Annotated in this window: 24 protein-coding genes and 1 other RNA gene; 17 read left to right on the top strand and 8 right to left on the bottom strand. The window is 35.3% G+C overall.

The window, feature by feature from the left end; genetic code table 11:
- Positions 1 to 261: 261 nt before the first annotated feature.
- Positions 262 to 1,218, bottom strand: coding sequence for a ribonuclease HIII (rnhC, locus tag ACEN33_RS00440; protein WP_138403968.1), 957 nt, complete (start codon positions 1,216 to 1,218; stop codon positions 262 to 264).
- Positions 1,219 to 1,374: 156 nt separating this feature from the next.
- On the opposite strand from rnhC, the gene zapA reads away from it, so the two are divergent.
- The 11 genes from zapA (at position 1,375) to ACEN33_RS00385 (ending at position 12,316) form a co-directional block, all read left to right on the top strand.
- A complete protein-coding gene (gene zapA, locus ACEN33_RS00435) occupies positions 1,375 to 1,713 on the top strand; it encodes a cell division protein ZapA (protein WP_171031264.1) in 339 nt (112 codons plus the stop codon).
- A gap of 22 nt (positions 1,714 to 1,735) precedes the next feature.
- Positions 1,736 to 2,287 (top strand): CvpA family protein, encoded by a 552-nt coding sequence (locus ACEN33_RS00430; RefSeq protein ID WP_138403966.1) that lies wholly within the window; start codon positions 1,736 to 1,738, stop codon positions 2,285 to 2,287.
- A gap of 83 nt (positions 2,288 to 2,370) precedes the next feature.
- Entirely contained in the window at positions 2,371 to 4,737 is a 2,367-nt protein-coding gene (locus ACEN33_RS00425; RefSeq protein WP_138403974.1) for an endonuclease MutS2, read from the top strand.
- A 95-nt stretch (positions 4,738 to 4,832) separates the two neighbouring features.
- A complete protein-coding gene (trxA, locus tag ACEN33_RS00420; protein WP_138403965.1) occupies positions 4,833 to 5,141 on the top strand; it encodes a thioredoxin in 309 nt (102 codons plus the stop codon).
- 172 nt (positions 5,142 to 5,313) lie between these two features.
- The gene (locus ACEN33_RS00415; RefSeq protein WP_407090740.1) at positions 5,314 to 6,159 is read left to right on the top strand and encodes a pyridoxamine kinase; all 846 of its coding nucleotides are present in this window, start codon (positions 5,314 to 5,316) and stop codon (positions 6,157 to 6,159) included.
- A gap of 21 nt (positions 6,160 to 6,180) precedes the next feature.
- On the top strand, positions 6,181 to 7,863 hold the full coding sequence (locus tag ACEN33_RS00410; protein WP_407094155.1) for a hypothetical protein: 1,683 nt from the start codon (positions 6,181 to 6,183) through the stop codon (positions 7,861 to 7,863).
- A gap of 132 nt (positions 7,864 to 7,995) precedes the next feature.
- Positions 7,996 to 8,904: an ABC transporter ATP-binding protein gene (locus ACEN33_RS00405; RefSeq protein WP_138403963.1), complete on the top strand. Its 909-nt coding sequence runs from the start codon at positions 7,996 to 7,998 to the stop codon at positions 8,902 to 8,904.
- A complete protein-coding gene (locus ACEN33_RS00400; RefSeq protein ID WP_407090738.1) occupies positions 8,897 to 10,174 on the top strand; it encodes an ABC transporter permease in 1,278 nt (425 codons plus the stop codon). Before ACEN33_RS00405 ends, ACEN33_RS00400 begins: the two co-directional genes overlap by 8 nt.
- 196 nt (positions 10,175 to 10,370) lie before the next feature.
- Positions 10,371 to 11,213, top strand: coding sequence for a glutamate racemase (gene racE / locus ACEN33_RS00395; protein ID WP_407090737.1), 843 nt, complete (start codon positions 10,371 to 10,373; stop codon positions 11,211 to 11,213).
- Entirely contained in the window at positions 11,203 to 11,820 is a 618-nt protein-coding gene (locus ACEN33_RS00390; RefSeq protein WP_407090741.1) for an XTP/dITP diphosphatase, read from the top strand. Before racE ends, ACEN33_RS00390 begins: the two co-directional genes overlap by 11 nt.
- Positions 11,798 to 12,316, top strand: a complete 519-nt coding sequence (locus ACEN33_RS00385; RefSeq protein ID WP_407090736.1) for a YfcE family phosphodiesterase — start codon at positions 11,798 to 11,800, stop codon at positions 12,314 to 12,316. The genes ACEN33_RS00390 and ACEN33_RS00385 overlap by 23 nt, the downstream gene beginning before the upstream one ends.
- Positions 12,317 to 12,355: 39 nt before the next feature.
- Here ACEN33_RS00385 and ACEN33_RS00380 read toward each other — a convergent pair whose 3' ends face one another.
- Positions 12,356 to 13,222, bottom strand: a complete 867-nt coding sequence (locus ACEN33_RS00380; protein ID WP_407090735.1) for a mechanosensitive ion channel family protein — start codon at positions 13,220 to 13,222, stop codon at positions 12,356 to 12,358.
- A 187-nt stretch (positions 13,223 to 13,409) separates the two neighbouring features.
- On the opposite strand from ACEN33_RS00380, the gene ACEN33_RS00375 reads away from it, so the two are divergent.
- The 3 genes from ACEN33_RS00375 to ccpA all read left to right on the top strand — a co-directional run bounded on the left by ACEN33_RS00375 (position 13,410) and on the right by ccpA (position 15,756).
- Complete coding sequence (locus ACEN33_RS00375) at positions 13,410 to 14,000, top strand: DUF948 domain-containing protein (protein WP_407094154.1); 591 nt, start codon at positions 13,410 to 13,412, stop codon at positions 13,998 to 14,000.
- 28 nt (positions 14,001 to 14,028) lie between these two features.
- On the top strand, positions 14,029 to 14,529 hold the full coding sequence (locus ACEN33_RS00370) for a YtxH domain-containing protein (protein ID WP_407090733.1): 501 nt from the start codon (positions 14,029 to 14,031) through the stop codon (positions 14,527 to 14,529).
- Between the two features lie 222 nt (positions 14,530 to 14,751).
- Entirely contained in the window at positions 14,752 to 15,756 is a 1,005-nt protein-coding gene (gene ccpA, locus ACEN33_RS00365; RefSeq protein ID WP_407089913.1) for a catabolite control protein A, read from the top strand.
- 273 nt (positions 15,757 to 16,029) lie between these two features.
- Here ccpA and ACEN33_RS00360 read toward each other — a convergent pair whose 3' ends face one another.
- Positions 16,030 to 19,743: a transglycosylase domain-containing protein gene (locus ACEN33_RS00360; RefSeq protein ID WP_407089914.1), complete on the bottom strand. Its 3,714-nt coding sequence runs from the start codon at positions 19,741 to 19,743 to the stop codon at positions 16,030 to 16,032.
- A 31-nt stretch (positions 19,744 to 19,774) separates the two neighbouring features.
- Entirely contained in the window at positions 19,775 to 20,749 is a 975-nt protein-coding gene (locus ACEN33_RS00355) for a rhodanese-related sulfurtransferase (RefSeq protein WP_407089915.1), read from the bottom strand.
- Positions 20,750 to 20,944: 195 nt separating this feature from the next.
- Here ACEN33_RS00355 and ACEN33_RS00350 point away from each other — a divergent pair, with 195 nt between their 5' ends.
- Positions 20,945 to 21,847: a diacylglycerol/lipid kinase family protein gene (locus tag ACEN33_RS00350; protein ID WP_407089916.1), complete on the top strand. Its 903-nt coding sequence runs from the start codon at positions 20,945 to 20,947 to the stop codon at positions 21,845 to 21,847.
- Positions 21,848 to 21,932: 85 nt separating this feature from the next.
- Positions 21,933 to 22,331 carry a DUF2187 family protein gene (locus tag ACEN33_RS00345; RefSeq protein WP_138403952.1) on the top strand — a complete coding sequence of 133 codons (399 nt, stop codon included), beginning with the start codon at positions 21,933 to 21,935 and terminating at the stop codon, positions 22,329 to 22,331.
- Positions 22,332 to 22,439: 108 nt separating this feature from the next.
- Here the strand turns inward: ACEN33_RS00345 and ACEN33_RS00340 are convergent, their stop codons facing one another.
- The gene (locus tag ACEN33_RS00340) at positions 22,440 to 23,405 is read right to left on the bottom strand and encodes a hypothetical protein (RefSeq protein ID WP_407089917.1); all 966 of its coding nucleotides are present in this window, start codon (positions 23,403 to 23,405) and stop codon (positions 22,440 to 22,442) included.
- Between the two features lie 36 nt (positions 23,406 to 23,441).
- Between ACEN33_RS00340 and ACEN33_RS00335 the strand changes: the two genes are divergently transcribed.
- Positions 23,442 to 23,888 carry a ribonuclease HI family protein gene (locus ACEN33_RS00335; protein WP_407089918.1) on the top strand — a complete coding sequence of 149 codons (447 nt, stop codon included), beginning with the start codon at positions 23,442 to 23,444 and terminating at the stop codon, positions 23,886 to 23,888.
- Between the two features lie 64 nt (positions 23,889 to 23,952).
- Here ACEN33_RS00335 and ACEN33_RS00330 read toward each other — a convergent pair whose 3' ends face one another.
- From ACEN33_RS00330 to gpsB, 3 genes are all read right to left on the bottom strand, one after another.
- Positions 23,953 to 25,083: a class I SAM-dependent RNA methyltransferase gene (locus ACEN33_RS00330; RefSeq protein ID WP_407089919.1), complete on the bottom strand. Its 1,131-nt coding sequence runs from the start codon at positions 25,081 to 25,083 to the stop codon at positions 23,953 to 23,955.
- Between the two features lie 92 nt (positions 25,084 to 25,175).
- Positions 25,176 to 25,545, bottom strand: an RNA gene (gene rnpB / locus ACEN33_RS00325) — RNase P RNA component class B.
- A 14-nt stretch (positions 25,546 to 25,559) separates the two neighbouring features.
- Entirely contained in the window at positions 25,560 to 25,916 is a 357-nt protein-coding gene (gene gpsB, locus ACEN33_RS00320; RefSeq protein ID WP_138403948.1) for a cell division regulator GpsB, read from the bottom strand.
- Between the last annotated feature and the right edge of the window lie 212 nt (positions 25,917 to 26,128).

The following is a 26,128-nucleotide window of genomic DNA, read 5'->3' as shown; positions in this document are numbered from 1 at the left end:
CGTTTTCGTATTTTGATTACTCAGAACTTACTGGTTAGACAGACCAAAAAGAGACGACCGCTCTTCTTTAAAGATGAGAACACAACACAAACTATCGTTGCATAGAGAGACACTTAAACATAGGAATAAAAAAAGAGCCAAGGTGACTGCGTCACCTGGCTCCTCGGTCCACCAACATCAAAAATTCATGAACCTTTATTTTTCACAATAAATGGGTGGTTTTTTATACTGAGACTGAGTTTTTCCCAGCTCCTCGTTATTTTATTTGATTTTTTTGGCTAGCTCAAGAGCTTTACTTGTATTTTTAAAATGCAATTTAGCTGTTTTATCTAAGACACTTTTACCATGTTTTTTAATGAGTTGAGCAGCAAGTACATCACTGGCTTTGCCTGCACCAGACGGCAATACTTTATTAAATGGTTTTCCGAGTGTTTCAAGGGATTCTAAGAAAGCAGCTCTGGCTATAATTGACGCACTTGCGACTGCTAAATGATGACTTTCTCCTTTTTTGACAAAGTAGACATCATCTTTAATTGGATGTTGTTCTTTTTGTAAGTACTTAAAGTAGTTATTTGCGGGCGTAAATTGATCAATTAATACACCACGCATCTCCTCTTTTTGCTCTGGATTCAATTTATTTAATAATTTTCCGATAGTGAAATTATGTAACGACACTTTAATACTCACTGCATTATACCCTTTTTCAATACCTTGATTATATTTTTCAGGCGTACAGACTGTTAGGTGATAGGGTACGGACATTTTTAGCTCTTCTGCAATTTTTACAATTTCCTTATCATTCAGGAGTTTTGAATCTTTTACGCCTAATAATTTAACCAAATCAAATTGACTTGGTGATAAATAAACACTACAGACAGTCAAAGAGCCAAAGTAGCTACCATTACCAACTTCATCACTCCCGATTATTGGCCAATTAGCAAAGCCTTCTGGAAGACCTGAAGCTGATGGACTTGTATTGCTTTTGGTTTTTGAGCTCGTTGAGGATGTTGCTGAATGATTATTTTGCCATTTAGCTAACTCAACGTGGCTATCATTTCCTTGAAAGAGTACTTTTCCACTTGTATAACCAGTAATCGTTGTCGATCCTACTTTGGCACGAAATTCACTGTAAGGAACTGGATCAACTAAATTATTCTTGTAATGTTCGTGCATTTTGTTAAAGGTTGCTTTATTTACTTTTATACTTTCTGAGGCCATTCACTTCATCCTTTTCGATTGTTCTGTGATATATTATAATGAACATTAGGCAAATTGTGAAATAGATTTGAGTAATGTAAGACTATTTAAGATAAAAATGAATTTATAACAAAAATTTGGTAAAATAAGATAAGCAGTTGAAAAGGATGAGTAATGATGGAACGGAATTTACGATTTAAAGCAAAAATTGCAGGAAAAGAATACACGATTGTGGGTCAAAAATCGGCTCTACATTTAAATTCAGTGGTTGATATTGTAAATAATCAACTACAACAATTAACTGAAATGACACCGGAGTTAAATAATGAAGATCGAAGTATCTTAATGTCGGTAAATGCTATATCGGATCAGCTTATGAAAGAACAACAAATTCTTGAGCTAGAGGAAGAGATTGAACAATTAAAGACACAAATAGAATCTAAGCAATCAACACGTCCGAATTATTCGAGAAGAGATCAAAGTAATTCGCATCAAGTACCATATGAGCGTGAGTGATTAGTCAGATAGGAGAGATGCTATGTTAACAATTATTATTCTTATTGCCTTACTTATTAGTTTCTATACAGGCTATCGTCGAGGTTTAGTATTACAACTGATTCGTTTAGTTGGGTATATTATTACCTTTGTACTTGCGACACGTTATTTTCAACCATTATCTGAGATTGTCGAAATGCTCATACCATTTCCCTCAGTTCAACCGGATACAGATTTAGCTTTCTATGATGAAGCAACGAGCTTTTTTATTGATGAAGCTTTCTATCGAGTGATAACTTTTATCCTCATCGGTTTAATTGGTTGGGTTATTACTAACTTTTTATCTTTATTATTCACTCGTGTCATGTATTATGATTTACTCAACCATTTAAATGCTATTGGTGGTGGCGTAGTGAACGTTTTAATTACCTATGTTATTGTCTTTTTCTTTTTATTCGTTCTATCACTGATTCCGATTGAATTTATACAACAACAGTTTGTTGATAATCCGATAGCTTATCAAATAGTGTCGAATACGCCATTTTTCTCAAACTTTGCTGCAGAAACTTGGTTCAATTTCAATCCATTTTCTTAAGAAATAGCGGTGTTCCTATGAATGGCATAGGGACACTTTTTTTGTTATAATATATAGTTGATAGTAAGAGATAGAAAGGAATGATGTTTTCTGTGAGTAATGAGAAGATTTTTGACACATTAGAATTCGACAAAGTACGTCAACGTATCAAACAATATACTCAAACAGAACTTGCTCAGAGTAAGATAGCTAATATGAAACCATCGAATAATTACGAAACGATTCAAAAGTGGCAAGATGAAACTGAGCAGTCACTGAATCTATTGTTGCAGGATCGTCTTATTCCGGTACCCCGGTTACGATCATTGGATCAACCTTTAAAGAGATTAGAATTAGGTGCCAGTCTCAATGGTAGAGAACTCGCAGAAGTTGGTAAGTTGTTAACGTCAACGAAGCAAGTCATTCAATTCTTTGAAATTTTAGCTGATGATGAGAAATATTTCCCGGCATTACAAGCCTGGGTAGATCGTTGTATTCATCTGCCAGAAGTTGAGAAGCTAATTCATAATGCCATTGATGAAGATGGAAGTGTCTTATCTTCGGCATCGAGTCAATTAGCATCTATAAGAAGAAATCAATCCAATACAGAACAACAAGTGCGAAATCAATTGAATCAAATTTTAAAGAGTCGTGCGAATCAATTAACGGATACTTTAATTACAATTCGTAACGGGCGCTATGTTGTTCCGGTGAAAGCAGAATATCGTAATCAAATGGGCGGAACAGTCCACGATCAGAGTAGCTCTGGGCAGACTTTATATATGGAACCACAAAGCGTGGTAAATTTAAATAACCGTTTAGCGGAATTAAAAGTTGCTGAGCGAAAAGAAATCGAACGGATTCTGGATGAAATATCACAGAGCTTAATGCCATATACAAATGAAATTCGAACAAATCAAGAGATGTTAGCTCAATTAGACTTTATTCAAGCTAGAGCAGGGTATAGCCGTGAAATTGACGCGACTAAGCCAATCTTATCAAAAGATTTAATCGTTGCCTTATGGCAAGCGAGACACCCGCTCATTGCATCCGAAGATATCGTTGCGAACGATATTTTACTTGGAGAAGAATATAAGGCTTTAATTATTACCGGACCGAATACGGGTGGTAAGACTATCTTGCTTAAGACGTTAGGCCTATTGCATTTGATGGGACAATCAGGCTTACATATTCCAGCTGAAGCTGGCAGTCAAATAGGTGTGTTTGATAATGTTTATGCCGATATCGGTGACGAGCAATCGATTGAACAAAGTTTAAGTACGTTCTCGAGTCATATGACAAACAATGTGAGAATTATTAACGATGCGACGCATGAATCTTTAGTTTTATTTGATGAGTTAGGTTCAGGGACGGATCCGCAAGAAGGTGCTGCATTAGCGATGGCGATTCTTGAACATTTTAGAAAAATGGGTACAACCATTATGGCAACGACTCACTATCCTGAATTGAAATTATATGCCAATGATGCTAAGGACACAATTAACGCGAGTATGGAATTTAATTCGGACACATTATCACCGACATATCGCTTATTAATAGGTGTCCCGGGTAGATCTAACGCACTCGAAATTTCTAAACGTTTGGGACTGCCAGATACGATTCTTCAAACTGCTCAAGAAGGTGTATCTAGAGATGATCAATCCATTAACGAGATGGTGGCTAATCTTGAATTTGAACGCCGTTCAGCTGAACAAGATCATATGAAAGCAGAGAAGTTCCTGGATGATGCAGAACAATTACATAAAGATTTACGACACGAATACAATCGCTGGTTAGAGCAAAAGAGTAAGATCGTTGAAAAGGCGAAGCGAGATGCTAATGAACTCGTGCGCGAGAAACAGGATGAAGCAGAAAAACTATTAAGTGAAATAAGAGAATTACAACTCGAACAAGGACAAAGTAATACGATTAAAGAACATGTACTTATTGATAAGCGATCATCCTTTGATGACTTGAAATTGCCAGAAGAACTTAAGAAGAATAAAGTGCTTAAACGTGCGAAAGAGAAGAAGAAACTTAAACCTGGTGATGACGTAGAAGTTCTTTCATATGGCCAAAGAGGCTCTATTGTTGAACAATCTGGAAAAGATGAATACGTTGTTCAAATGGGAATATTAAAGATGAAAATTGCCGAGAAAGATTTAGAACCACTTAAGAAAGTTGAAAAACCAACGAAAGTAAACGTCCAAAGAAATGTTGGATCAAAAGTTAAAACGACACTCGACTTACGTGGCCAACGTTATGATGCGGGCTTATCCAAATTAGAAGAGTATTTGGACTCTGCCTTATTATCAAATCATCCAATGGTAACAATTATTCATGGTAAAGGGACAGGTGCTTTAAGAAACGGTGTTCAAAAAGCACTTAAAGAGCATCCGCAAGTCGATCGCTTTGAATACTCACCACCAAACGCAGGTGGCGATGGGTCAACGATTGTTTATTTTAAATAATAAGTTTAATCATTATAATAAGTATTTGAACAATTAGATAGTCTTCAATACTATGAGATGTTATAATAGTTTTATGAAAAGGGAGGAATGTAAACATGACACAAGCAATATCTGATGATCAATTTAATGCAAAAACAGATGAAGGGATTACCTTAACGGACTTTTGGGCACCTTGGTGTGGTCCATGTCGTATGCAATCACCTATCGTGGATGAATTAGCTGAAGAAATGGACGACGTTGAATTTTACAAAATGAACGTAGACGACGAACCTAAGACAGCTCAATCATTTGGAATTATGTCAATTCCAACACTTTTAATCAAAAAAGATGGCGAAGTTGTTGAAAAATTAGTAGGATACCACGACAAAGCCCGTTTGACTGAGATTTTAAATCAGTACATATAAATAGATAGATTAGATTTTAGCATTCATCTTACTTTTAAGGTGAATGCTTTTTTTGATTTTTGAGAAAAATGAGATATACTGATAGTATTTCTATAAGTCAAAAGGGACTTGAATTCCCTCTAGTTATATAAGGAAAACTAGACTATAATTGATGTGAGAGGTGGATGAAAAGATGTCAAAAAGAGTTTTAGTCGTAAATGATATTCCAGGAGCAGGTAAAGTAGCTGCAAATATAAACATTCCAATATTATCCGCTGGTGGATTGGAAGTATCCATTCTTCCTACAATGTTTGTATCAACCCAAACAGGGGAAAGTTATGCTAATATTATTCGTCATGAAATGAATGAAGATTTCAAACGAACGGTTGAAGTTTGGAAGGCAAATGACATCCATTTTGATGTCATGATGACTGGGTATTTTTCAACGACAGAGCAAATTGAATTATTTACCCAATATTATCGTGAGGAGAAACGGTTGAATCCAGAACTAATCTTGTTAATGGATCCGATTATGGCTGATCATGGGAAATATTATCCCGGTTTTGACCACCAAATCGCCGAAAAATTCTCAGCTTTAATGAAAGAAGCGGATATTGTCTTTCCAAATATTACAGAAGCGTGCTTTATTACGAATACGCCTTACTCAGAATCGATGACGGTTGAAGAGTTAGATAAAGTGAGTCTTAAATTAATTGAGTATGGTGCGAAGCATGTGGCTATTACTGGCGTTCGTTTACCTGATAAAATGCCAGATCAAATAGGCTTTTATGTTAGAGGACACAATGATTACCAAAAGTTACTGATGCATAGATATTATCCGCAACATTTCTTTGGTACCGGAGATATTGTCGTGAGTTCGACAACGGTTTGGTATAGTAGAGGGCTTTCCATTGAAGAGTCTCTAGTGAAGACAGGAAGCATTATTGAGCAATCATTAGACAATACGTTAGCCTTGAATCGAGATATCAAATGGGGAATTTATTTCGAGCCAACTTTAAAGGAATTCTTCCCACAATAAAATATAGAAAGGAATTTTTTAATGAAAGATGTAACTGATACATTTAACAACAGGAAGTGGAAAGATTCTTTCCAAAACAGGATGTCCAAAAATAAATTAAGTGGAGGGAAAGTACGTTATTTATATATTATACTAGTGATTTTAATAGCTCTTTACTACTATATTATGCTTCCGCCATTACATTATGCTTCACTTGATTTTTGGATTTTCTTATTCCTTATTGCAGCTGGTGTTTTAATTATTGAATTGTTAGCAGATAGTGTAAAAACATTTTCTAAACTTAAAAACGGTGAAACTGGCTTTAGTATGCCAAAATTCTCTCTGAAATATAAATTATTAGTGTACCCATGGCCAATCTTATTAGTTATTGGTGTGGTTACTTACTTAGTCTTATCACCTGTATTCTTTTCGGATGGGTATTCAAATATGATTACAGTGGATCAAGCTTCTTTCGAAGAAGATTTTCCTGAGACAAATATCAATCAAATTCCTTTAGTTGACCGTGATACGGCTGAACGATTGGGGAATAGACAATTAGGTAATATAACAGAACTTGTTTCTCAATTTGAAGTAGCTGAAGATTATACACAAATTACAATTGATTCCGCTCCTTACCGTGTATCACCACTAGAATATGCTGGTTTCTTCCGTTGGTTAAATAATTTTCAAACAGGGATTCCACATTATATCCAAGTTGATAATGTCACGGGTGAGGTTCAATTACAAACACCACCTGAACCTATTCGCTATAGTCACTCAGAAATTTTAAACCGAGACGTCATGCGTAAATTACGTTTTTCAAATCCATTTGCATTATTTGAAGCACCAACGTTTGAAATTGATGATGAGGGAAATCCTTTTTATATCGCTTCAACATATACGCGTAATTTCTTTATAAGAGAGCCAGAAGTAAATGGTGTCATTGTGTTGAATGCGACGACTGGTGAAACAAATACGTATTCTTTAGAAGAAATACCAAGTTGGGTCGATCGAGTGTATGGTGCAGATTTAATTATGCATCAATTGACGATGCAAGGTCACTACCGTAACGGATTCTTTAACTCACTATTTGCTCAAGAAGGAGTGACAGAACCAACAGCGGGATATACATATTTACCAATCGGAGATGATTTATATCTGTATACAGGTATTACATCCGTAGCGGCGGATGAGTCGAATATTGGTTTCGTGTTAGTAAACTTAAGAACAAAAGAAGCCCAAATGTATCCTCTAAGTGCAGCTGAAGAATTCTCAGCAATGCGTTCAGCGGAAGGTAGTGTTCAAGAAACAAGCTACACAGCGACATTCCCATTACTTATAAACATTAATGGAAATCCGATGTATATCCTTACATTGAAAGATAATTCCGGCTTAATTAAAGAATATGCTTTAGTTGATGTTCAAAACTATCAAAGTGTTTATGTCGAATCAAGTGTGTCTCAATTAATGCAAGCTTACGCAGTTGATAATCCATTAGACATTGAAGAAATCGAAACTGAAGATGACTTGAATGAATTTACAGGAGAAGTGGATGCTGTTCAAGCGGTTGTTGTCGAAGGAAATACGGTTTATTACTTTACATTTGATGGAACAGTTTATAAAGCTGATATCTCATTAAATGATTACTTACCGTTTTTAGAAGCAGGAACAGAAGTTGACTTTACAGCTACAGAGTCTGGAGAAGTCAGAGAAATTGAATGGTAAACATTATTATAAATTAAACACAGGACCTACATATTTGAAAATATGTGGGTCTTTTTACTTAATTATGATAAGGAATATAATTTGGAATATGAATATGAGTTCGATATACTTAAACCATTAAAGGAGGTTATTATGTTAACAGTAAGCAATTTAGTGAAAAGCTTTGGCGATTTACGAGCAGTCGATGGCGTATCATTTGAGATTGAGGATGGAATAATTCTAGGAATGATTGGCCAAAATGGATCTGGTAAAACGACAATCTTTCGAATGATTTTAGATTTTTTAACTCCAGAAGAAGACGGTAAGGTTAACTGGAACGGCGAAAAATTGGGCAATAATTTGTATGATAATATCGGTTATTTACCAGAAGAACGTGGATTATATGAAACAATGACCATCGAACAACAAATCACCTATTTCGCCCAATTGCGTGGAATGCAAAGAGATGATATCGATAATAAAATCGATGAATGGATGAAAAAGTTTGACGTTAAAGGAACACGAACAGATAAGATTAAAACTTTATCTAAAGGGAATCAGCAAAAGGTCCAGCTCATTGCGACGTTAATTCATGAGCCTAAATTAGTTATCTTAGATGAGCCCTTTAGTGGACTCGATCCGGTGAATGCTGAGTTATTAGAACAAGGCATTTTAGACTTGAAAGAAAAGGGTAGTGCAATCATCTTCTCAAGTCATAATATGAATAATGTCGAAGAGATTTGTGATAAATTAGTCATGATTCATCACGGAAAACAATTATTGTATGGTGAAATTAATGAAGTGAGAGAAAGCTTTGGAAGAACATTTATCTATATAGAAACACCTGATTGGACACTTGAAGAACTCAAAGAATTAGAAGGGGTCATCGATGTGAAGGAAACGAGAAAAAATCAATATACATTGAAACTCGAGGATGCATCTTATGGTGAACCTTTATTTAAAACAATTTCTAAAGGTGAATACTTACCGAAGTTTAGTCAACAGCCACCGACATTAGAGGAAATATTTAAGATGAAAGCAGGTGAAGCCATTCATGAATAGATTAGGAGTTATAATTAAAGAAGTCTATCGAAAAAATGTCCTATCTTGGTCATTTTTTTGGATGATTGTCTCACCAATTATAATGGTAGGTGTTGTGTTAGCTATTGGTTATTTCGTCGGCAGCAGTCAGTTAGATTCATCTGTGGGTAATATTGCGGTGATTGATGCGAATGCTGAAGTCCAAGAGATTATTGAAGAAGTTAATACTGGAAATCAAATACAATATGATTTTGATCGTAGTCAAGCAGATGAAGCTTTACAGACCGATGACATAGACGGTTATTTAATATTTGGAGATGATGTTTCTAATCCAATGTATTACCGCAAAACTACAAGCAAAGATATTTCATTAGCACCTTTTGAAGAAGCCTTAAGTCAATATAATTTCGTCAATTCAGCGGAAGAAATGGGCTTGACCGGTGAACAATTAACTCAAATTCAAGATACAGCCGTATCGATTAATAGTATTAACGTGAGTAGGAATGAGGCCGGTGAAGTCGTTGAACAATCTGCTCAAGATCCTGTGATGTTTGTAAGGATTGGGATTGCTTATGCTGTTTCAATTATTGTATTCATATTTATTATGAATTATGTGAGTATTATTTCTCAAGAAATCGCGGTTGAAAAAGGGTCGAGAATTATGGAAATTATACTTTCCAGTGTATCACCTACCGCTCACTTCCTAGGGAAATTGATAGGGATATTATTAGTGATACTGACTCAAGTCGTTATTTATATTGGTTTGTATTTCTTAATTTCTTTTGTTTTACGTCAATTGAATCTACTGGATTCTTTTGAGGGGTTAAATATTGGTGAACTGTTACAAGGTAGTAGTAATGTTGTTATCTTAGGTATCGTCTATGCCATCAGCGGTATATTAATTTATACTGTTCTTGCCGGATTCTTAGGTTCATTAGTATCTAAGACTGAAGATGTTAATAAGATGATTACACCGATTATATTCTTAGCTCTAGGTGGTTTCTATGTTGGGATGTTTGCACTGAATTCAACGAATAATTCCTTAGTTCGAATTACATCGCAAATCCCATTATTTACACCATTTATCATGCCGTTTAGAGTCGCTGCAGAAACTGTAAGTTCAACTGAAATCGCCATTTCAATTGTGGTTTCCGTCTTATTTATGGCCTTTGTACTTTGGTTCTCACTTCTGTTCTATAAGAGCAATGTTCTAATCTATAGTGATAAAGGGATGGTGAATGCCTTCAAGCGTTCATTTGCCTTATGGAAAAGTGAAAGAGCAAGTAAATAGAATGTGTTTAAAGAAACAATCCAGTCACACGGGTTGTTTTTTTGTAAAATTTTAGGCACATTTTTTAGCATTATTTTGTAATCAGCGTTATACTATAAGTTAATAATTATTTGTTTACTTTCGGAGCGATTTATTCACTCCACTTAATATCGATGTGATATTATTAATACGGTACTATTAGAAAAGAGATGAAAGTATGAAAGAATTACCCATTGGCTTTATTGATTCAGGGTTTGGTGGTTTAACGGTTGTAAAGCAGAGTTTAAAACAACTACCTAATGAATCAATCATCTATCTAGGTGACAGTGCACGTGCACCTTATGGGCCGAGATCATTACAAGAAGTTAAACGATATATATGGCAGATGACGAATTACTTACGCGAAAAGGGCATCAAAATGCTTGTCATTGCTTGTAATACAGGGACAGCAGCTGCGTTAGAAGAGATTCGAGCAACATTAGCTATTCCAGTTGTTGGTGTGATTCATTCTGGTTGTCGTACAGCTATTAAGAATACGACCGGCGGACACGTCGGTGTCATCGGAACCCAAGGAACAATTAATAGTAATATGTATGAAGAGGTGATGCTTGAAAAAGCTGACACACTCAATATTACGAGTATCGCTTGTCCTGAATTTGTTGAACTCGTTGAGTCTCAAAATATTGAAACGGACGAAGCTCTTGATATTATAAATCATCGATTAGAACCCTTAATAGAGGCGAAAGTAGATAGCCTTGTTCTAGGATGTACACATTATCCCTTACTGATTGACAAGATTCAAAAGGTCATGGGACCAGAGGTTACTTTGATTGATTCTGGGGTTGAAACGATTAATGAAGTGAGTACCTTACTCGACTACTTTAGTTTAAGTCGTACCGCAGAAGAAGCAGCACTCACACCAGCAACGCAAGCAATTTATACGACAGGCAATGCTTCGGAATTTGAAACATTCGTCCGTCAATGGTTAAAGCAACCCGAACTCAAAGTTCAAGAATGTGATATAAAAGGAGAGATTATCGTTGATTGTTATGATAGCTAGTCATAATCAAGGGAAAATAAAAGAATTTAAAGAGATGTTCAAAAACACTGATATCGAAGTAAAATCATTATTAGATTACCCTGACGTTGAAGAAGTTGAAGAAACTGGAACAACATTTGAAGAAAATGCGCGTTTGAAAGCTGAAACAATTGCCAATGAATTACAGGTCATTGCTTTAGCCGATGACTCAGGCTTAGTTGTTCCATCATTAAACGGCGAACCGGGGGTATATAGTGCAAGATACAGCGGCGAACCGAAAGATGATCAACGAAATAATCAGAAATTATTAACCGAGATGGCAAGTTTTGAAGGGAAAGACCGCCAGGCATACTTTCAATCGGTATTAGTATTAGCTTATCCAAATAATGAAAGTCTAGTGGTTGAAGGAAAAGCTCAAGGTTATATTCTCAAAGAATTAAGTGGCGACGATGGATTCGGCTATGACCCATTATTTTATTATCCTGAGAAAGAAAAGACATTTGGAGAGATGATCCTTACAGAAAAAAATAAAATAAGTCATAGAGCGAAAGCAATGCAAGAATTAAAGAAAAAAATAGATAAATGGATGAAGGAGCTGGATATTTATGAAAATGATGATTTTAAGTGACAATCACGGACGTTGGAAAAAAGTATATGACATTGTTAAAGAAGTCAGACCAACAGTGGATTATATCTTCCATCTAGGTGATTCAGAGTTCGAACAAGATGATTCTATTTGGGAATTAATTGATGGTGCCGTAGAAGGGAATATGGACGGGAATCAATATTATCCAATGGAACAAATCATCGACACACCAGAAGGAAAAGTGTACTTAGTACATGGACACGTTCAAAGTGTTAATCGTACAAACAGCGCTGTCATTGAATTAGCTAAAGAGCGCGGAGCGAACTTTGTGTTTCATGGTCACACGCATCAATTAAAGAGTGAATTGATTGATGATGAATTACTATTAGTTAATCCAGGTAGTTTAAATAATTCAAGAGGGATTCATCCATATAAAACATATGCGATTGTTAATGTAACTAATGATGAATATGAAGTGACGTTCTATGATGAGGATATGAAACTACTAGAAGAATTAACACACACCTATCCAAGATAAAAAAATGCGATGAGTTTTTAAGCTCATCGCATTTTTTTATTATGTTTCGTCGTAAACAGAACTTGGAATTTTGAAATCTTGTTCTTGTAGAGCAAATAAATATTCACGATAGAAAATACTTGTATGCATATAATCTTCTCCCGTTGCTACAGTAAAAGCAATACGGTAATTGAATGTTTGATCAACTCCACGAACGAAACCAACAATGGTAGGTTCATCGCGCATGACTTCATTGTATTTTTCATAAATCATTTGAGTTATATCTTCCATTTCTGCTTCAAAAGTTTTAAATTCAGTTTCGTCTGCTACTGGGATTTCAATCGTAACTTGACGCGTACTACGGCTTTTATTGTTAACCGTTGTAATTAGGCTATTGGGAATATAAAACTTATCCCCACTAGCTGCCTGAATGGTTGTTGTACGTATACCAACATCCTCAATTGTACCAGTAATTTCTTCCGCTGGAATTTGCACAAAATCTCCCACTTCAAAGTGATTCTCAAAGATAATGAAGAAACCATTAATCATATCATTGATCAGGTCTTGGGCACCAAGACCAATCGCAACCCCAGCAATCCCAGCACCAGCTAATAACGTTCCAACAGGAAAACCTAAAGCTGTGAGTAAATAATATATAAATAGAAAGTATAAAATATACATTGAAAAGTTACGAAGTAAGGTATTAATAGTCTTAATTCGTTGGGGTGATTGCTTTCCTCTAATGCTAATACGACCTGCAGGGTTCGCATTAAAGAATGATTCGATAATGTATTTCACGACTAAAAAAATAATCGTAATGATTATTAAACGCAATAATATTGTTCCAAAATAAATAATATTCTCAGATGTTTCTTCTGGCATAAAATTCCTTAGAATTGCTTCTAAGTTTAATTGTCCGATCGCCAAATTATCACACTCCTTTACTAAAATATAACAGAATTAGCATGGTTTATATAGTTTTTTGCACGAGTAGGCTAATACTTCAAAAAATATAAATAAAAAAACTCTCAGAATATGTATACAATTATTTGTACAATATCCTTAAAAATGATATATTTATCCTATAAGAACAGGGAAGGAGTGAGTTAGAAGTATGACAATAGGAGAATTAGCTGGAATTATTGCAGCGCTTGCATTTGTGGTATTAGTTGTATTTATTTGTTTAAATTTATCAAGATTATCACAAATTTTAAAAGATGTAAACGAAACGGTGGCAAAACTAAATACTACTATTGATGTCGTAACAAAAGACGTAGATAATCTATCGATCGAAGTTGAGGGGTTATTGAACAAAGCGAATACGTTAGTTGACGACGTAAATGGTAAATTAAGTAAAACAGATCCATTATTTGTTGCTATCGGAGATTTAGGTACATCTGTATCTGATTTAAATGATTCAACTAAAAATATGACTTCAAATTTATTGAAAGGGGTAGGGAAGAAACGCCAATCACCTATCGAAAAATTTGTAAATTCGGCTAAGGGAGTAGCACGCAAACGACCTTCAGCAGGAGAAGCGGCACCATCACCCAGAACAGAAACGTCGAATCGTCCGGTGACTAAACCAAAACCACCTGTACCAACGGTAGATTCATTAGAAAAAGAATTATATGAATCAGAATTATTTGATATTAAAAATAAACCAGCATCAAAGACAGCTGGAGAAATAACAATAAAAAACTAAAAGAATGATAATAGAAAGGATGATTTGAATGAGTAAAAATGGAGGATTTTTCTTAGGAGCATTATTTGGCGCTTCAGTAGCAGGAATTGCTGCTTTATTATACGCACCAAAATCAGGGAAAGAATTACGTCGTGATATTGCTGTAGAAGTTGACCAGTTTTTAGATAGTGCTGGGGAATATACAGACTATGCAGTAGAACGTGGTGTTGAATTATATGATGCTGCCTATGAAACAACTGAAGATATTAAAGTAAATCTAAAAGATTCAGCGGATCAATTTAAATCTCAATTTGACGATATTCGGCAAGAAGCATCAACAGAATGGAATCGTGTAAAAAGCGACATGAACGAATCCAAAGATGAATTAAGTAAAGATGCACAAAAATTAAAAGAAGATGCAGAAGACTTAGGAGATACAATTACTGTTGAAGCTGAAGACTTAGCAGACGATGTAAGTGACTCAGCACAACATGTAAAAGCGTCAACTGAAGACGCTGTTGATAACGTGAAAGATCAAGTAAATAAATAATTTATTACTAATGTGAGTGATACATTAATTTAATGTATTATTCACATTTTTTATTGACATTTTCATGAAAATATAGGAACATATAGTCTTGGGTATATTTATATCATTTTCATAAAAACATTGCTTAAATCGTAATTCACTGGAAATAAAACGCTTGCAATAAAAAATGAATTGTGATAAATTTACAACAAGTAGATACTTATTTGAAAGAAGGTTAGCCCTATGGAAAAACAAACAATTACAATATATGATGTCGCTCGTGAAGCAGGGGTTTCTATGGCAACGGTATCTCGTGTTGTCAATGGTAATCCGAATGTTAAACCTAGTACACGCAAAAAGGTTTCAGAAGTCATTGAAAGATTAGATTATCGACCAAATGCTGTAGCTCGTGGTTTAGCAAGTAAAAAAACGACGACAGTTGGAGTTATTTTACCAAGTGTAACAAATTTATTCTTCTCATCTTTAGCTCGAGGAATAGATGATATTGCATCAATGTACAAATATAACATTATCTTAGCAAACTCCGATGAGAGTCAAGAGAAGGAAGTACAAGTATTTAATACATTACTTGCGAATCAAGTAGATGGAATTATCTTTATGGGACAAAATGTTTCAGAGTTTATCCGTAAAGAAATCGAACGTACTTCTACCCCTGTTGTTTTTGCTGGTACTTTAGTTAACAACCCTGAATATTATAGTGTGAATATTGATCACACGGTTGCTACAAAAGAAATCACAGCAGAATTATTAGAACACGGACGTCGCGTTGTTTTAGTGACTGATGAGCCAGAATTATTAACGTCTCAACATCGCTTAGAAGGATTTAAAGTTGCATATGAAGAAAAAGGTGTAGAGTTTGATGAAGATTTAGTTATCCAACAAGCACTAAGATATACAGATGCAGATAAAGTGTTAGAAGAACTACAAACGCTTAAAGCAGATAGTGTTATCGTTAAAGAAGATACATTTGCTGCGGCATTAATGAACGCTGCTTTAGACGCAGGCTTTAAAGTACCTGAAGACTTAGAAGTGATTACAAGTGATAATTCAATCGTTACCGAAATTGTACGACCAAAATTAACAAGTATCCAACAACCTTTATATGATATTGGTGCGGTTGCGATGCGTCTGTTAACTAAAATTATGAGTAATGAAGAAGTTGAAGAGAAACAAGTCATCTTACCATATAAGATCAAACATCGTGGATCAACATTACACACAGACTAAATTTAAATGTTTATGAAAAAAATCCCACTAAATTGTTTAGTTAACAGTTTAGTGGGACTATTTTCATTAGTTTGATTGTTATATGAGGTGAATCAAAGAAATTTGACTATGACAGCCTATTTGTCTTCTGAATAGATAGAAGGTTAAACAATTAACAACATGTCTTAAATAGAGCGTTATTGCGTTAGAACAGAATGTAATATAATTCAAATATAATAAAAAGACGCTGAGAAAACTACTAATAAAGTAGTACTCAGTGTCTTTTCTTGATTATTAACTTTCCGGTGTTGACTCTGCCGGTTGTTCCTCATTGCTTGGGTTATTATTTTCATCTGGATTCTCTGTTGTTTCATCTTCAGTAGATTCATCCTGATTACTTTCATCGCCTTCATTACTTTCAACACTTTCTTGTGATGATTGTTGCTGCTGCTGTTGCTGTTGCTGTCTTCTTTGTTGCTCTTGAGTTGAACGAACATTATTCCAGAATCGAGCAAGATCTTCTTCAGTAGCTCCTAACATAAAGTCAAAAGTTAACTCAGGTGCGGGGTTAGAAACCTTGAATAGCTCTGTCTTCGTTGGTCCAGTTAACTGATAAGTATTGCTATTGTAAGTAAATCTACCTGGAAGTGTACCCGTTTGTTCTAGAACAGTTTGTTCTCGGACAGAATCAGGTTGGACGAAAGTTTCTTCCGTACCGAAAATTTCTGGGCGAAGTTCATATAAATCATTTACAATACGAGACCAATAAATTTGACTACGAACACTTTCACGGTCAAAACCATCATTCACATCAATCGTATAATCAGCATATCTTGAATCATAACCAATCCAAGAACCAATTGTAATCGATGGGGTGGAAGCAATAAACCATATATCTTTAGAGTTTTCACTAATACCTGATTTTGCAATCCAGTCACCTGGCACATTCATGTATTCATTCGCTGTACGTCCGGTACCTTCAGTCATAGTATCTCGTAACATATCAATCATTATATAATTCGTATCTTCCGAGAATACACGTGTTGGAGTTTCGTTTTGTTGGAATACAACATTACCAAAAGCATCCTCGATACGTTCAATATAGTGACCGTCTACGTACTCTCCACCGTTAGCAAACGTTGAGAAAGCACGTGTTTCTTCTAGAACAGTAGGACCAGTAGTCACACCACCTAGAGAAAAGGCTAAGTTGTTTGTATCTTCTTCAGTATATGAGTCAATAGTATTGAAGCCCATGCGCTCAAGATAATCAATGATAGGAATACCTTGAGAACGCAATTCGTCATAAATACGAACCGCAGGTATATTATCTGATCTTAATAGGGCAGTTCGAGCGGTCATTAATGTATCACTCACAACACTACCATAGTTCGTTGGTGCCCAAGTTGAACCATCTTCATAAGTTTCTACAAAAGCTGTATCCGGAATAACTGTAGAAGGGTTAATGATATTGTTCTCCACTGCAGGTCCGTAAACGGCCAGCGGTTTAATGGTTGAACCTGGTGAGCGACGCATTTGGAAAGCGTGGTCAATTTGGTTATTCTCAAAATCAGTTCCCGCTACGAATCCAAGGACCGCACCTGTATTGTTATCAATTGCAACTAAACCAGTTTGAACTTCTTCCACATAGTATGTTTCCACACCAGTCTCAGGGTCAGTGTAGACACCATCATAAACCGCACCAAGCTGATCCTCATAGGCTCTAGCTGACTCTTGGAGTTGGTCATAAATTTCTTTATCGATTGTAGAATATACGCGGTAACCCCCAGTACGTAACTGTTCTTCAGCCGCAAAGTAATATTCATTGTACCATTCGTCATCACTATAGACTTGCTTCCATGAGTATCCATCGTCTTGAATGTTCAATAACATAAGTTCCTCAATGGCACCATTCATAACCGCTTGATATAAGTATGATTGACGAATTTCTTCACGCGGCTCGGGTGGCAAGAAGTCTTGAGTAATATCATAAGCAATGGCTGTTTCATATTCGTCTTTAGTAATTTTTTCAGCACGATACATACGATATAAAACTTCATTCATTCGTTCGATACCAAATTGAAGGGAAGCCTCGTCACGGATTTCTCCATTTTGATCGTAAGGAGTATAAGTATACGGGTCTTGAGGAAGACCGACTAAGAATGCGGCTTGATTTAAAGTAACATCCTCAGGTGCTACACCAAAAATACCCTCGGCTGCTTCTACAATACCAGCCACATTATCTCCGTTGTTATTTCTACCAAAAGGAGACACATTTAAGTAAGCCGTTAATATTTCTTCTTTAGTAAAATAGTTTTCTAATCTTAAAGCTAAAAGAATTTCATTCGCTTTTCTAAAGAAAGTGACATCATTTGTTAGCATTTGTTGCTTAACTAATTGCTGTGTTAGCGTTGAACCACCTGTACCCGAACCCGTTAAGAAAGTTTGGAGAACAGCACGAAGCAATGCTTTTGGAACAATTCCCGGATGTTCTGCAAAATATTCATCCTCAGTTGCAATAAAACCATCGACAATATAATTTGAAATATCGTTTAGATTTGCAACAGAACGAACAATATCTGTCCGGACATTGGCAATTGGGTTTCCGTCAGCATAATACAATGTACTTTGTTGATCTAGACGATTAATCTGCTCTGCCATCTCTCGTTCATTAGGAGGGGGCGTATTTGCTACAAGATTCGCAAAGAATCCGATACCTGTACCACCAATGAGTGCTCCTGTTAAGACGATGATAATAATTAAATACATAATTAATCGTTTAATAACATTGAAAGTAACATTAATACCAAAAAATGTTTTTTCTTTTAATGAAAAGTTTTTTAATGAGTATTTATCTTTTTTCTTTTGACGTTTGTGTTGTTTAGGATCGATTGCCTCTTCATCAGTTTCATCATCAAAGTCCGTACTTGCAGCAACCCCTCCGGCTAATGCCGCAGTCCCAGCGGGATTTTCAATGCTTTGACCTAAGGGAGCGGCTGATACGGTTTCATCATTAGGGTTGAACACATGTATTGAATCCATTGAATCAGCCCAGTGTTCATCTGATTGACTTTCAAATTGCTCAGCGTCATCTATCTTAGCTTGCTTTTCAACATCATCAAAGTCATTTGTTCGGATTCGAGACTCAGAATCAGGTACATTTGCTTCACCCGCAAGTGGAGTAGGGTCAATCACTTGAGGTATAGGCATTACTGGAACAATTGGTTTGTTATCAGTATCCTTAGAATCGTCATGATTGTCGTTTGTTGAAGCTGACGGTGACTTAGTTGTTTGATACGAATCTTCAATTTCTTTGTCCGAACTCATACTTTCAAGTTGTGTGATTCTTTCTTTACGACGTCGTTCTCGTTCAGCTAATAATCGATCAGGACTTGGGAGATCAGAAGCCGCATTGTGTGTTGAGTTATTATTCAACGGCTCCTCTTTATTATCTTCTGTATCAGATAATGAAAAGACTGGCTTATAGGCACTTTTATCAGAATAAAGCTGATCATTGAGTTCTGATTCTCTGCGTTCTCTTACAATATTTCGTTTGATTGCATCATCTCTTAACGGAATGTTGCTTGTGTTAAGAGAGGCTCTTTTGGCTCGTTCATTTAAATCTCGGCTTTTCGCTGATTTAATATCTGAATAAGTAGAAGAGGGCGCTTCATTTGTTTCGCTAAATAACTTTTGAACCCGTTTAATTGACCGGTTTATCATTAAACTTGATTTATTCGGATCGAATTTATTATCGGGTGATGTATTTTCTTTATTAAAGTCCGAGTTAGAAGAGCTTTCCTTCCGAATATCAGAATAGCGTTCTTGTTGTTCCTCTTGAAAATCATCATAAAAGTTATCCCACTTATTAGAAGAGGGATGGTTATTTGATTCATTAGTATCTTCAGACGGAACTTTACGATTTGAGTGGCTATCTTCAATAGGCTCGTCAAATGAAATATCAAAAAACTTACTATCATTAGAATTATTTTTTGAATGTTTATCAGTCATTGATTCACCATCTTCCTGTTAAAATTTATTATTAAGCCGTTTCGGTATTCTCTAAAGATTCCCCAATGGCTTCTAAGCGATTTTGCCATTCAGAAGTTGTAAGATGATGCTCGCTTACAAAACGATTGCGCGGATGACGACGGCATTCTGGTGAACATCCACGGACATATTTTGCTTCATTTTCTTCTGAACTTAATATTTGTTTATTACAATCTGGGTTTGCACAGTTTACATAACGTTCACAAGGCGTTCCGTCATAGTAATCTTTACCAACAATAGTCGGTGATACGCGGTTAATTGGTACTGAGATACGCTCATCAAAGACGTACATTTGACCTTCCCATAAATCCCCTTGAGTTTCTGGGTCTTTACTGTATGTATCAATTCCACCTTCTAATTGGCCAATTTCTGTTGTGATACCTTCGCGAAGCATCCAACCAGAGAACTTCTCACAACGTACGCCTCCTGTACAATAAACAACGACTTTTTTGTCCATGAATTTCTCTTTATTGTTTATTACCCATTCAGGTAATTCACGGAAGTTACGAATTTCAGGGCGAAGCGCACCTTTAAAGTGACCTAAGTCATATTCATAATCATTACGTGTATCTAATACAATGGTATCTTCGTCTTCTAGCGCTTCACGGAATTCTTTTGGTTTTAAATGTTTACCTGTTGTTGTTAGTGGATCGATGTCATCCTCTAAGTTTAACGAAACGATTTCTTCACGTACACGCACAAACATTTTACTATGAGCATAGTCATCAGCAGGATCTTCTTTGAACCATACGTCCTCAAATCCTGGAAGAGAATGTAAAAATTCTTTATATTTCTCTGTTTGTTCGATTGTACCAGAAACAGTTCCATTAATACCTTCAGTTCCAACTAAAATACGTCCTTTTAGGCCAGTTTTTTTACAAAAGGCTAGATGCTCTTCTCTAAACTGCTCAGGATCATCAATAGTCTCGTATTTATAGTATAATAACACCTTAAATTCTTTCTTCATTATTTGTCCTCCTTGTAGTTGCATACTACAGTTTTCTGAATATATATTATACTATTAAATCAAGAATGGTAACAGGTTTTAGCTAAAATTCATATAAATGTAATAGAAAAATCATATTATAGATGTGAATTATTATCTAAATTGGTATAATATTATTTAGATAATAATAAATATATCACAAAGATGGTGAATTTTATGCTGAAAAACGTATTGTTAATAACAAACCCAGTTGCAGGAAAAGGGTATGGAGAAAAGTATGCTCAAAAATTAAAGAATGTTCTTGAAGATTATCATCAATCTAAAGTTGAGATAAAAATTACTGAAGAAGAATTCGATGCAACAAAATGGAGTAAAAATGCAACAAAAGATGGATTTGACACAGTCATTTGCTTAGGTGGCGATGGTACAGTGTCAGAAACGGTAAATGGAATTATTGAAGCTCAAGATAAGCCGGTATTTGGCTTTGTTCCAATGGGGACGGTTAATGATTTAGGCCGTGCATTGGGATATAAAATGAACGCAAAAAAAGCGATTGAAGATTTTCAAACTGTTTCGATCGATAAATTAGATGTTGGAAAAGTAAATGATCGTATATTTATTAATGTAATTGCATTAGGACCAATTGCGGAAGAAGTAATGACGACAGCTTCAGATGATAAGAATCGCTTCGGCGCTCTTGCTTATGTAAGAGACGGTATGAAAGCATTCTTTACCGATAAAGGTTATGAAGTTCGAGTGACAGCTTCAGATGGTACGGCCACAGATATTAAAACAAATTTATTATTTGTTGGTCTAACAAACAGCATTGGTGGCGTTGAATTTATGGTTCCAGGAGCCAATTACAATGACGGTAAAGGTTACTTATCCGCAATAAAAGGACATACGCCAATAAGTACGATTCGAGCAGGACTCGAGGTTGGGTTATCTAATTTAGATGCAGATAATATCTTCAGATTATCCGACCAGAAATTTAAAATTGAGTCAATCAATAATGAATCGATTACTACTAACGTCGACGGGGATAATGGACCAGAATTGCCATTAGAGATTGAGATTTTGGGTCAAGCGATTGACGTTTTAATTACTGGTGAAACCTAAAAAGCATATTGTGAGCAATATATTTGAAAATACGTTATAATTGTATTAGTGAGCGTTAAGGTCAACGAGGAAAGAGGGAATTAACGTGAGTGCAGAAAACGTAACAGCAAGTGAACGTAAGATTATTGAGCGTGAACTAAGAAGAGGTACGAGTAAATCCCGTATTGCAGCGATTTTAGACGTTGATTACGATAAAGGACTTATCAAGATTGAAAGTGTAAAGGATAAAATTCGTCCTGAAGTTGGTAATCAGATCGAGTTTAAATTCAGAGATAGTAAGATGACCGGAATAATTATCAAACTATTAACTAATAGTGCCGTTGTTGAGATATATTGGAGTAAATCTGATATTACGATGCGTGATATTTGCGAAGACCGTACAATTGTAAACTTCAAAGATATTGAATCGTTTGTATCGCTTCCAGAGCAAGTGGAAGACGAAGATATTATGTTCGAATATGAAGAAGTAAAGACAACAAATTAATAAAGGCAGGCCTTGAATATCGTCAGGCATGTCTTTAATTTATTTCTTTAAGATTTAGATAGAGTATAAGTAAAGAGGCCTTCCATTTATTGTGGAGGGCCTCTTTATTTACGCGTGGAATAATTGTGCTAATTCGTCTTGAGCAAGTTGGTAATACTCCTTTTCCTGTTTTGTAAGAATATCAATTATCTCATTTTCTAAGCCGAATTGTAATAATGTATAGTTTAACCATTTTTGTGGATCTGAAATAGCCTCATCATAAAAAGGATAAAAAACCATCGCATGCAAATTGAACAATTCTAGAATTTGTTTAGCAAAGTGAGGATCAGTTTGTGAGAAATAATCTTCGATGATCCGTATACCTGTTTGATAAAAGTCCGTACTTGTATAAGGCTTTAACTGTTTCGTTTGGATATGCTTCTCTACATTTAGCCACGTATAGTCAATATCTAAAAACTCACCATTAATAATTATATAATGTAAGATGTCATTTTTAATAAAATTCAAAAGATTGTCATCATTTAGAAGTACTTTCAGAAGTGGTAAATTCTTGTCTAAATCAGTTTGATAAACGAGTTTTAATTTAGATAAGACTTCAAAATGGGACTTCTCTAGTAACTGTTTCGCATATGCCTCAATTCTTTCTTTAGTTGTTAAAGCATTTATTTCTTGCTTTACATTTAATAAATCCGAAATGGTTGTAATGGCTTTATTTAATTCAGTCGTCGCAGTTGAACTTTGAATTGAATCTCTCAATTGATATAATTTATTTAAACTTTCGCTCGTTGGGCTCATAATCGGTAGAGATTGGGCATACAAACTTGTTAGCTCTGAGGATTGTGAGATAAAATCCAATGTAAATTGGTCCTGTTCCCATAATCTAGTTAGCTGTTCTTGCTTGTTAAAAGCAATATATAATCTAACTAATTCAGTGAAAACGAGTGGGTTAGATTCAAGATTATAACTACTTTCTAAGTATTGAATCGCTTTATTGAATTGGTTGTTTTCTAGAGCGTTGCTTGCTTTTCTATAATAATTTTCAGCATTATTAGGCATTGGTGTGATATCAGTCATAGTCAGTTCCTTTCATAAAAGAATAAGAGGTCAAAAATGATAAAAATAAGTACAGATGCTGCTTTTAATCCTAAAACTCAAGAGTCCGGTATCGGAATCCAAATCAATCATGGTAAACAACAAGAATTAATTAAAATACATATATCTGAAGTCGTTGATAACCATGTGGCTGAGTTTTTAGCATTAATCGGTGCTTTAAACTTTGTTAAAACACATCTTGATATCAATCAGATTATCATGTATCAGTCAGATAGTAAAATTGTCATCCAATCCATAGACAAAAAATTTGCTAAGAATAAAGAATATAAAAAGTTACTCGATTATATATTAAAAACATTGAATGATTCGCCTACATTTTTCGCTAATTGGATTCCTGAAGCTCAAAATCGTGGCGCAGATTCCTTAGCTAGGCAAGCATTGAGAAAAGAAGGAAAGATAGCAAAGGATATAAGATATTCCGAATTAGAATTAGAGCAATTATAAAAAAACTTGTTGATTTAGCAAGACGCCAGTCAACAAGCTTTTTGTTAATCTACAAGGGTATGAGTTACTTCGTTCCCCAGTATTGATAGTAGGTTACCTTCAATGGGCCATTATATAATTTACGTTTTTTAGTAGCCTTCTTACCATAAAATTCTTCGAATTTATCATCACTTGTGATGATGTATTTACTCCAAGTAGGCATCGTTTCATATAATTCACCCATTTGGCGATAAATGTTTTGGACATCTTCTTCTGATAACATACGGTCCCCATATGGAGGGTTAGAAATTAAGATTCCATAATCAGTTGTAGGGCGGTAATCAGATAATTGCATTTGCTTGAATTCGATGGAGTCACCGACACCTGCTTCGCGTGCATTGTCTTTCGCAATTTCAATCATCCGTCCATCAACATCAGTACCATAGATTTGTAATTCTTTATCGTAATCCGCTGCTTCTTTAGCTTCTTGACGTGTTTTATCCCAGATATCTGAATGTTCATTCATTAAATCCCATTTTTCACCAGCAAATTCACGTTTCAAACCAGGGGCAATGTTATGTCCCATTAAAGCTGCTTCAATAAGGATCGTACCTGAACCACAAGTAGGGTCATATAAAGGACGGTCATCATGCCAAGTTGTTAACATAACTAACGCCGCTGCCATATTTTCCTTCATTGGAGCCGTTCCCTTATGTTCACGGTACCCACGTTTAAATAAACTTGATCCACTTGTATCTAAAGTTAACATGACGTGATCTTTTCTAATGGCTACTTCAATCGGGTAAAGGGCACCAGTTTCTGGTAAGTCAGTACGGCGGTGATAGAAGTCCATCAGTCGCTTACTAATGGCTTTTTTAACAATACGTTGCACATTAGGAACACTGTGTAATGTTGATTTGATTGATTTTCCACTTACTGGAAATTCTGCATCCATCGGAAGAATATCTTCCCAAGGTAAGTCATACGTTTGGTTGAATAAATCGTCAAATGTTTTTGTATCAAATTCACCAAAGATTATCTTTACGCGATCTGCAGTACGTAACCAAAGGTTAGCGTAGGCAATATCTTTTGCAGTTCCGTCAAAACGAACCAGTCCATTTTCAGTTTGAGTTTCGTAACCGAATGATTTTAATTCTCGAGCAACAAGGGCTTCAATTCCAGCCGCTGAAGTTGCTAATAACGAATAAGTTTTCATAATTTTCACTCCAATATTTATTACGCTTTAAGTTTACATAAAAAAAGACTCTGATTCCAGAGTCAATTAAATAATCCTATGAATAAGTAAATTTCTATAAGCCATGTCCTGTCATTATCTCTAGCATAGGAACTAGGGATAATGGATAATCATCTATCTACGATAATAATATCGTTCTCTTCTTTTGTTCATTTACTACTCGAAGAAATGCCCCTACCAATGTTTGGGTTGCTCGCTCGAGGGGTTTACCGCGTTCCAATCTTATAGTTTCCTATAAGCGTCGTCTCTGTGGCACTTTACAAATTACTAAATCATAGCCGAAGCCTTAGATAGTTCTTTCGCCGTTAACCTAATAGGGTACCTTAACTTATTTTTTCGTTAAGCACGAACACTACAAGCATCTCAGCTTGTGCGAGCATGGACTTTCCTCAGTTAATTTAATAACCGCGATTATCCGAAATTTACTCAGTCATTTATTAATATTTTGTTGCTTTAGAGTAATCGATCGTATTGTCCGTGTTGTCAATTTTCGAACCGAAAACATGCTTCTCTAAATTAGATAAGCGTTTTAAGATATCAAAGTTTGTCACGCCACTCCCTGGAGAGTTTGGTGTACTTTTCTTAGCTAAAGCAAGTTGTTTAGTTAATTCATCCACTTTACTGATGAGACGTTCGTTTTCATTTTTTAAATAAACTACGTCTTTTTGGAAAGAATCATAATCTCTGATGATACTATCTAAATATTCATCAACTTCAGCAGTATTGTATCCACGAACAGATTTATTAAACTCTTTTTGCAAAATATCTTTTGCTGTTAAGTTTTTTTCTGCCATTATATTCACCTCGTATATTATATATTTTTATTAGAATGGCACTTTAGATTAATCACATTATAAGTTTACTATGACTTTGAATAAATATCAAAGCAAAACTCTAAAGTAGCGATTTTGTTTAAGTTTAAAGACTAAATTTCATTTATTATGCCATGAAATTAGACAAATTGCTAATCCATTATAATGCGTTAAGTCTTGAATAACAAGGGTAA

Origin of the sequence: Ruoffia sp. FAM 24228 (assembly GCF_045528575.1) — a bacterium.
GTDB classification, from domain to species: Bacteria; Bacillota; Bacilli; order Lactobacillales; family Aerococcaceae; genus Ruoffia; species Ruoffia halotolerans.
The sequence above is the reverse complement of the archived record's forward strand: the minus strand, read 5'-3'. Positions and strand labels throughout refer to the sequence as shown.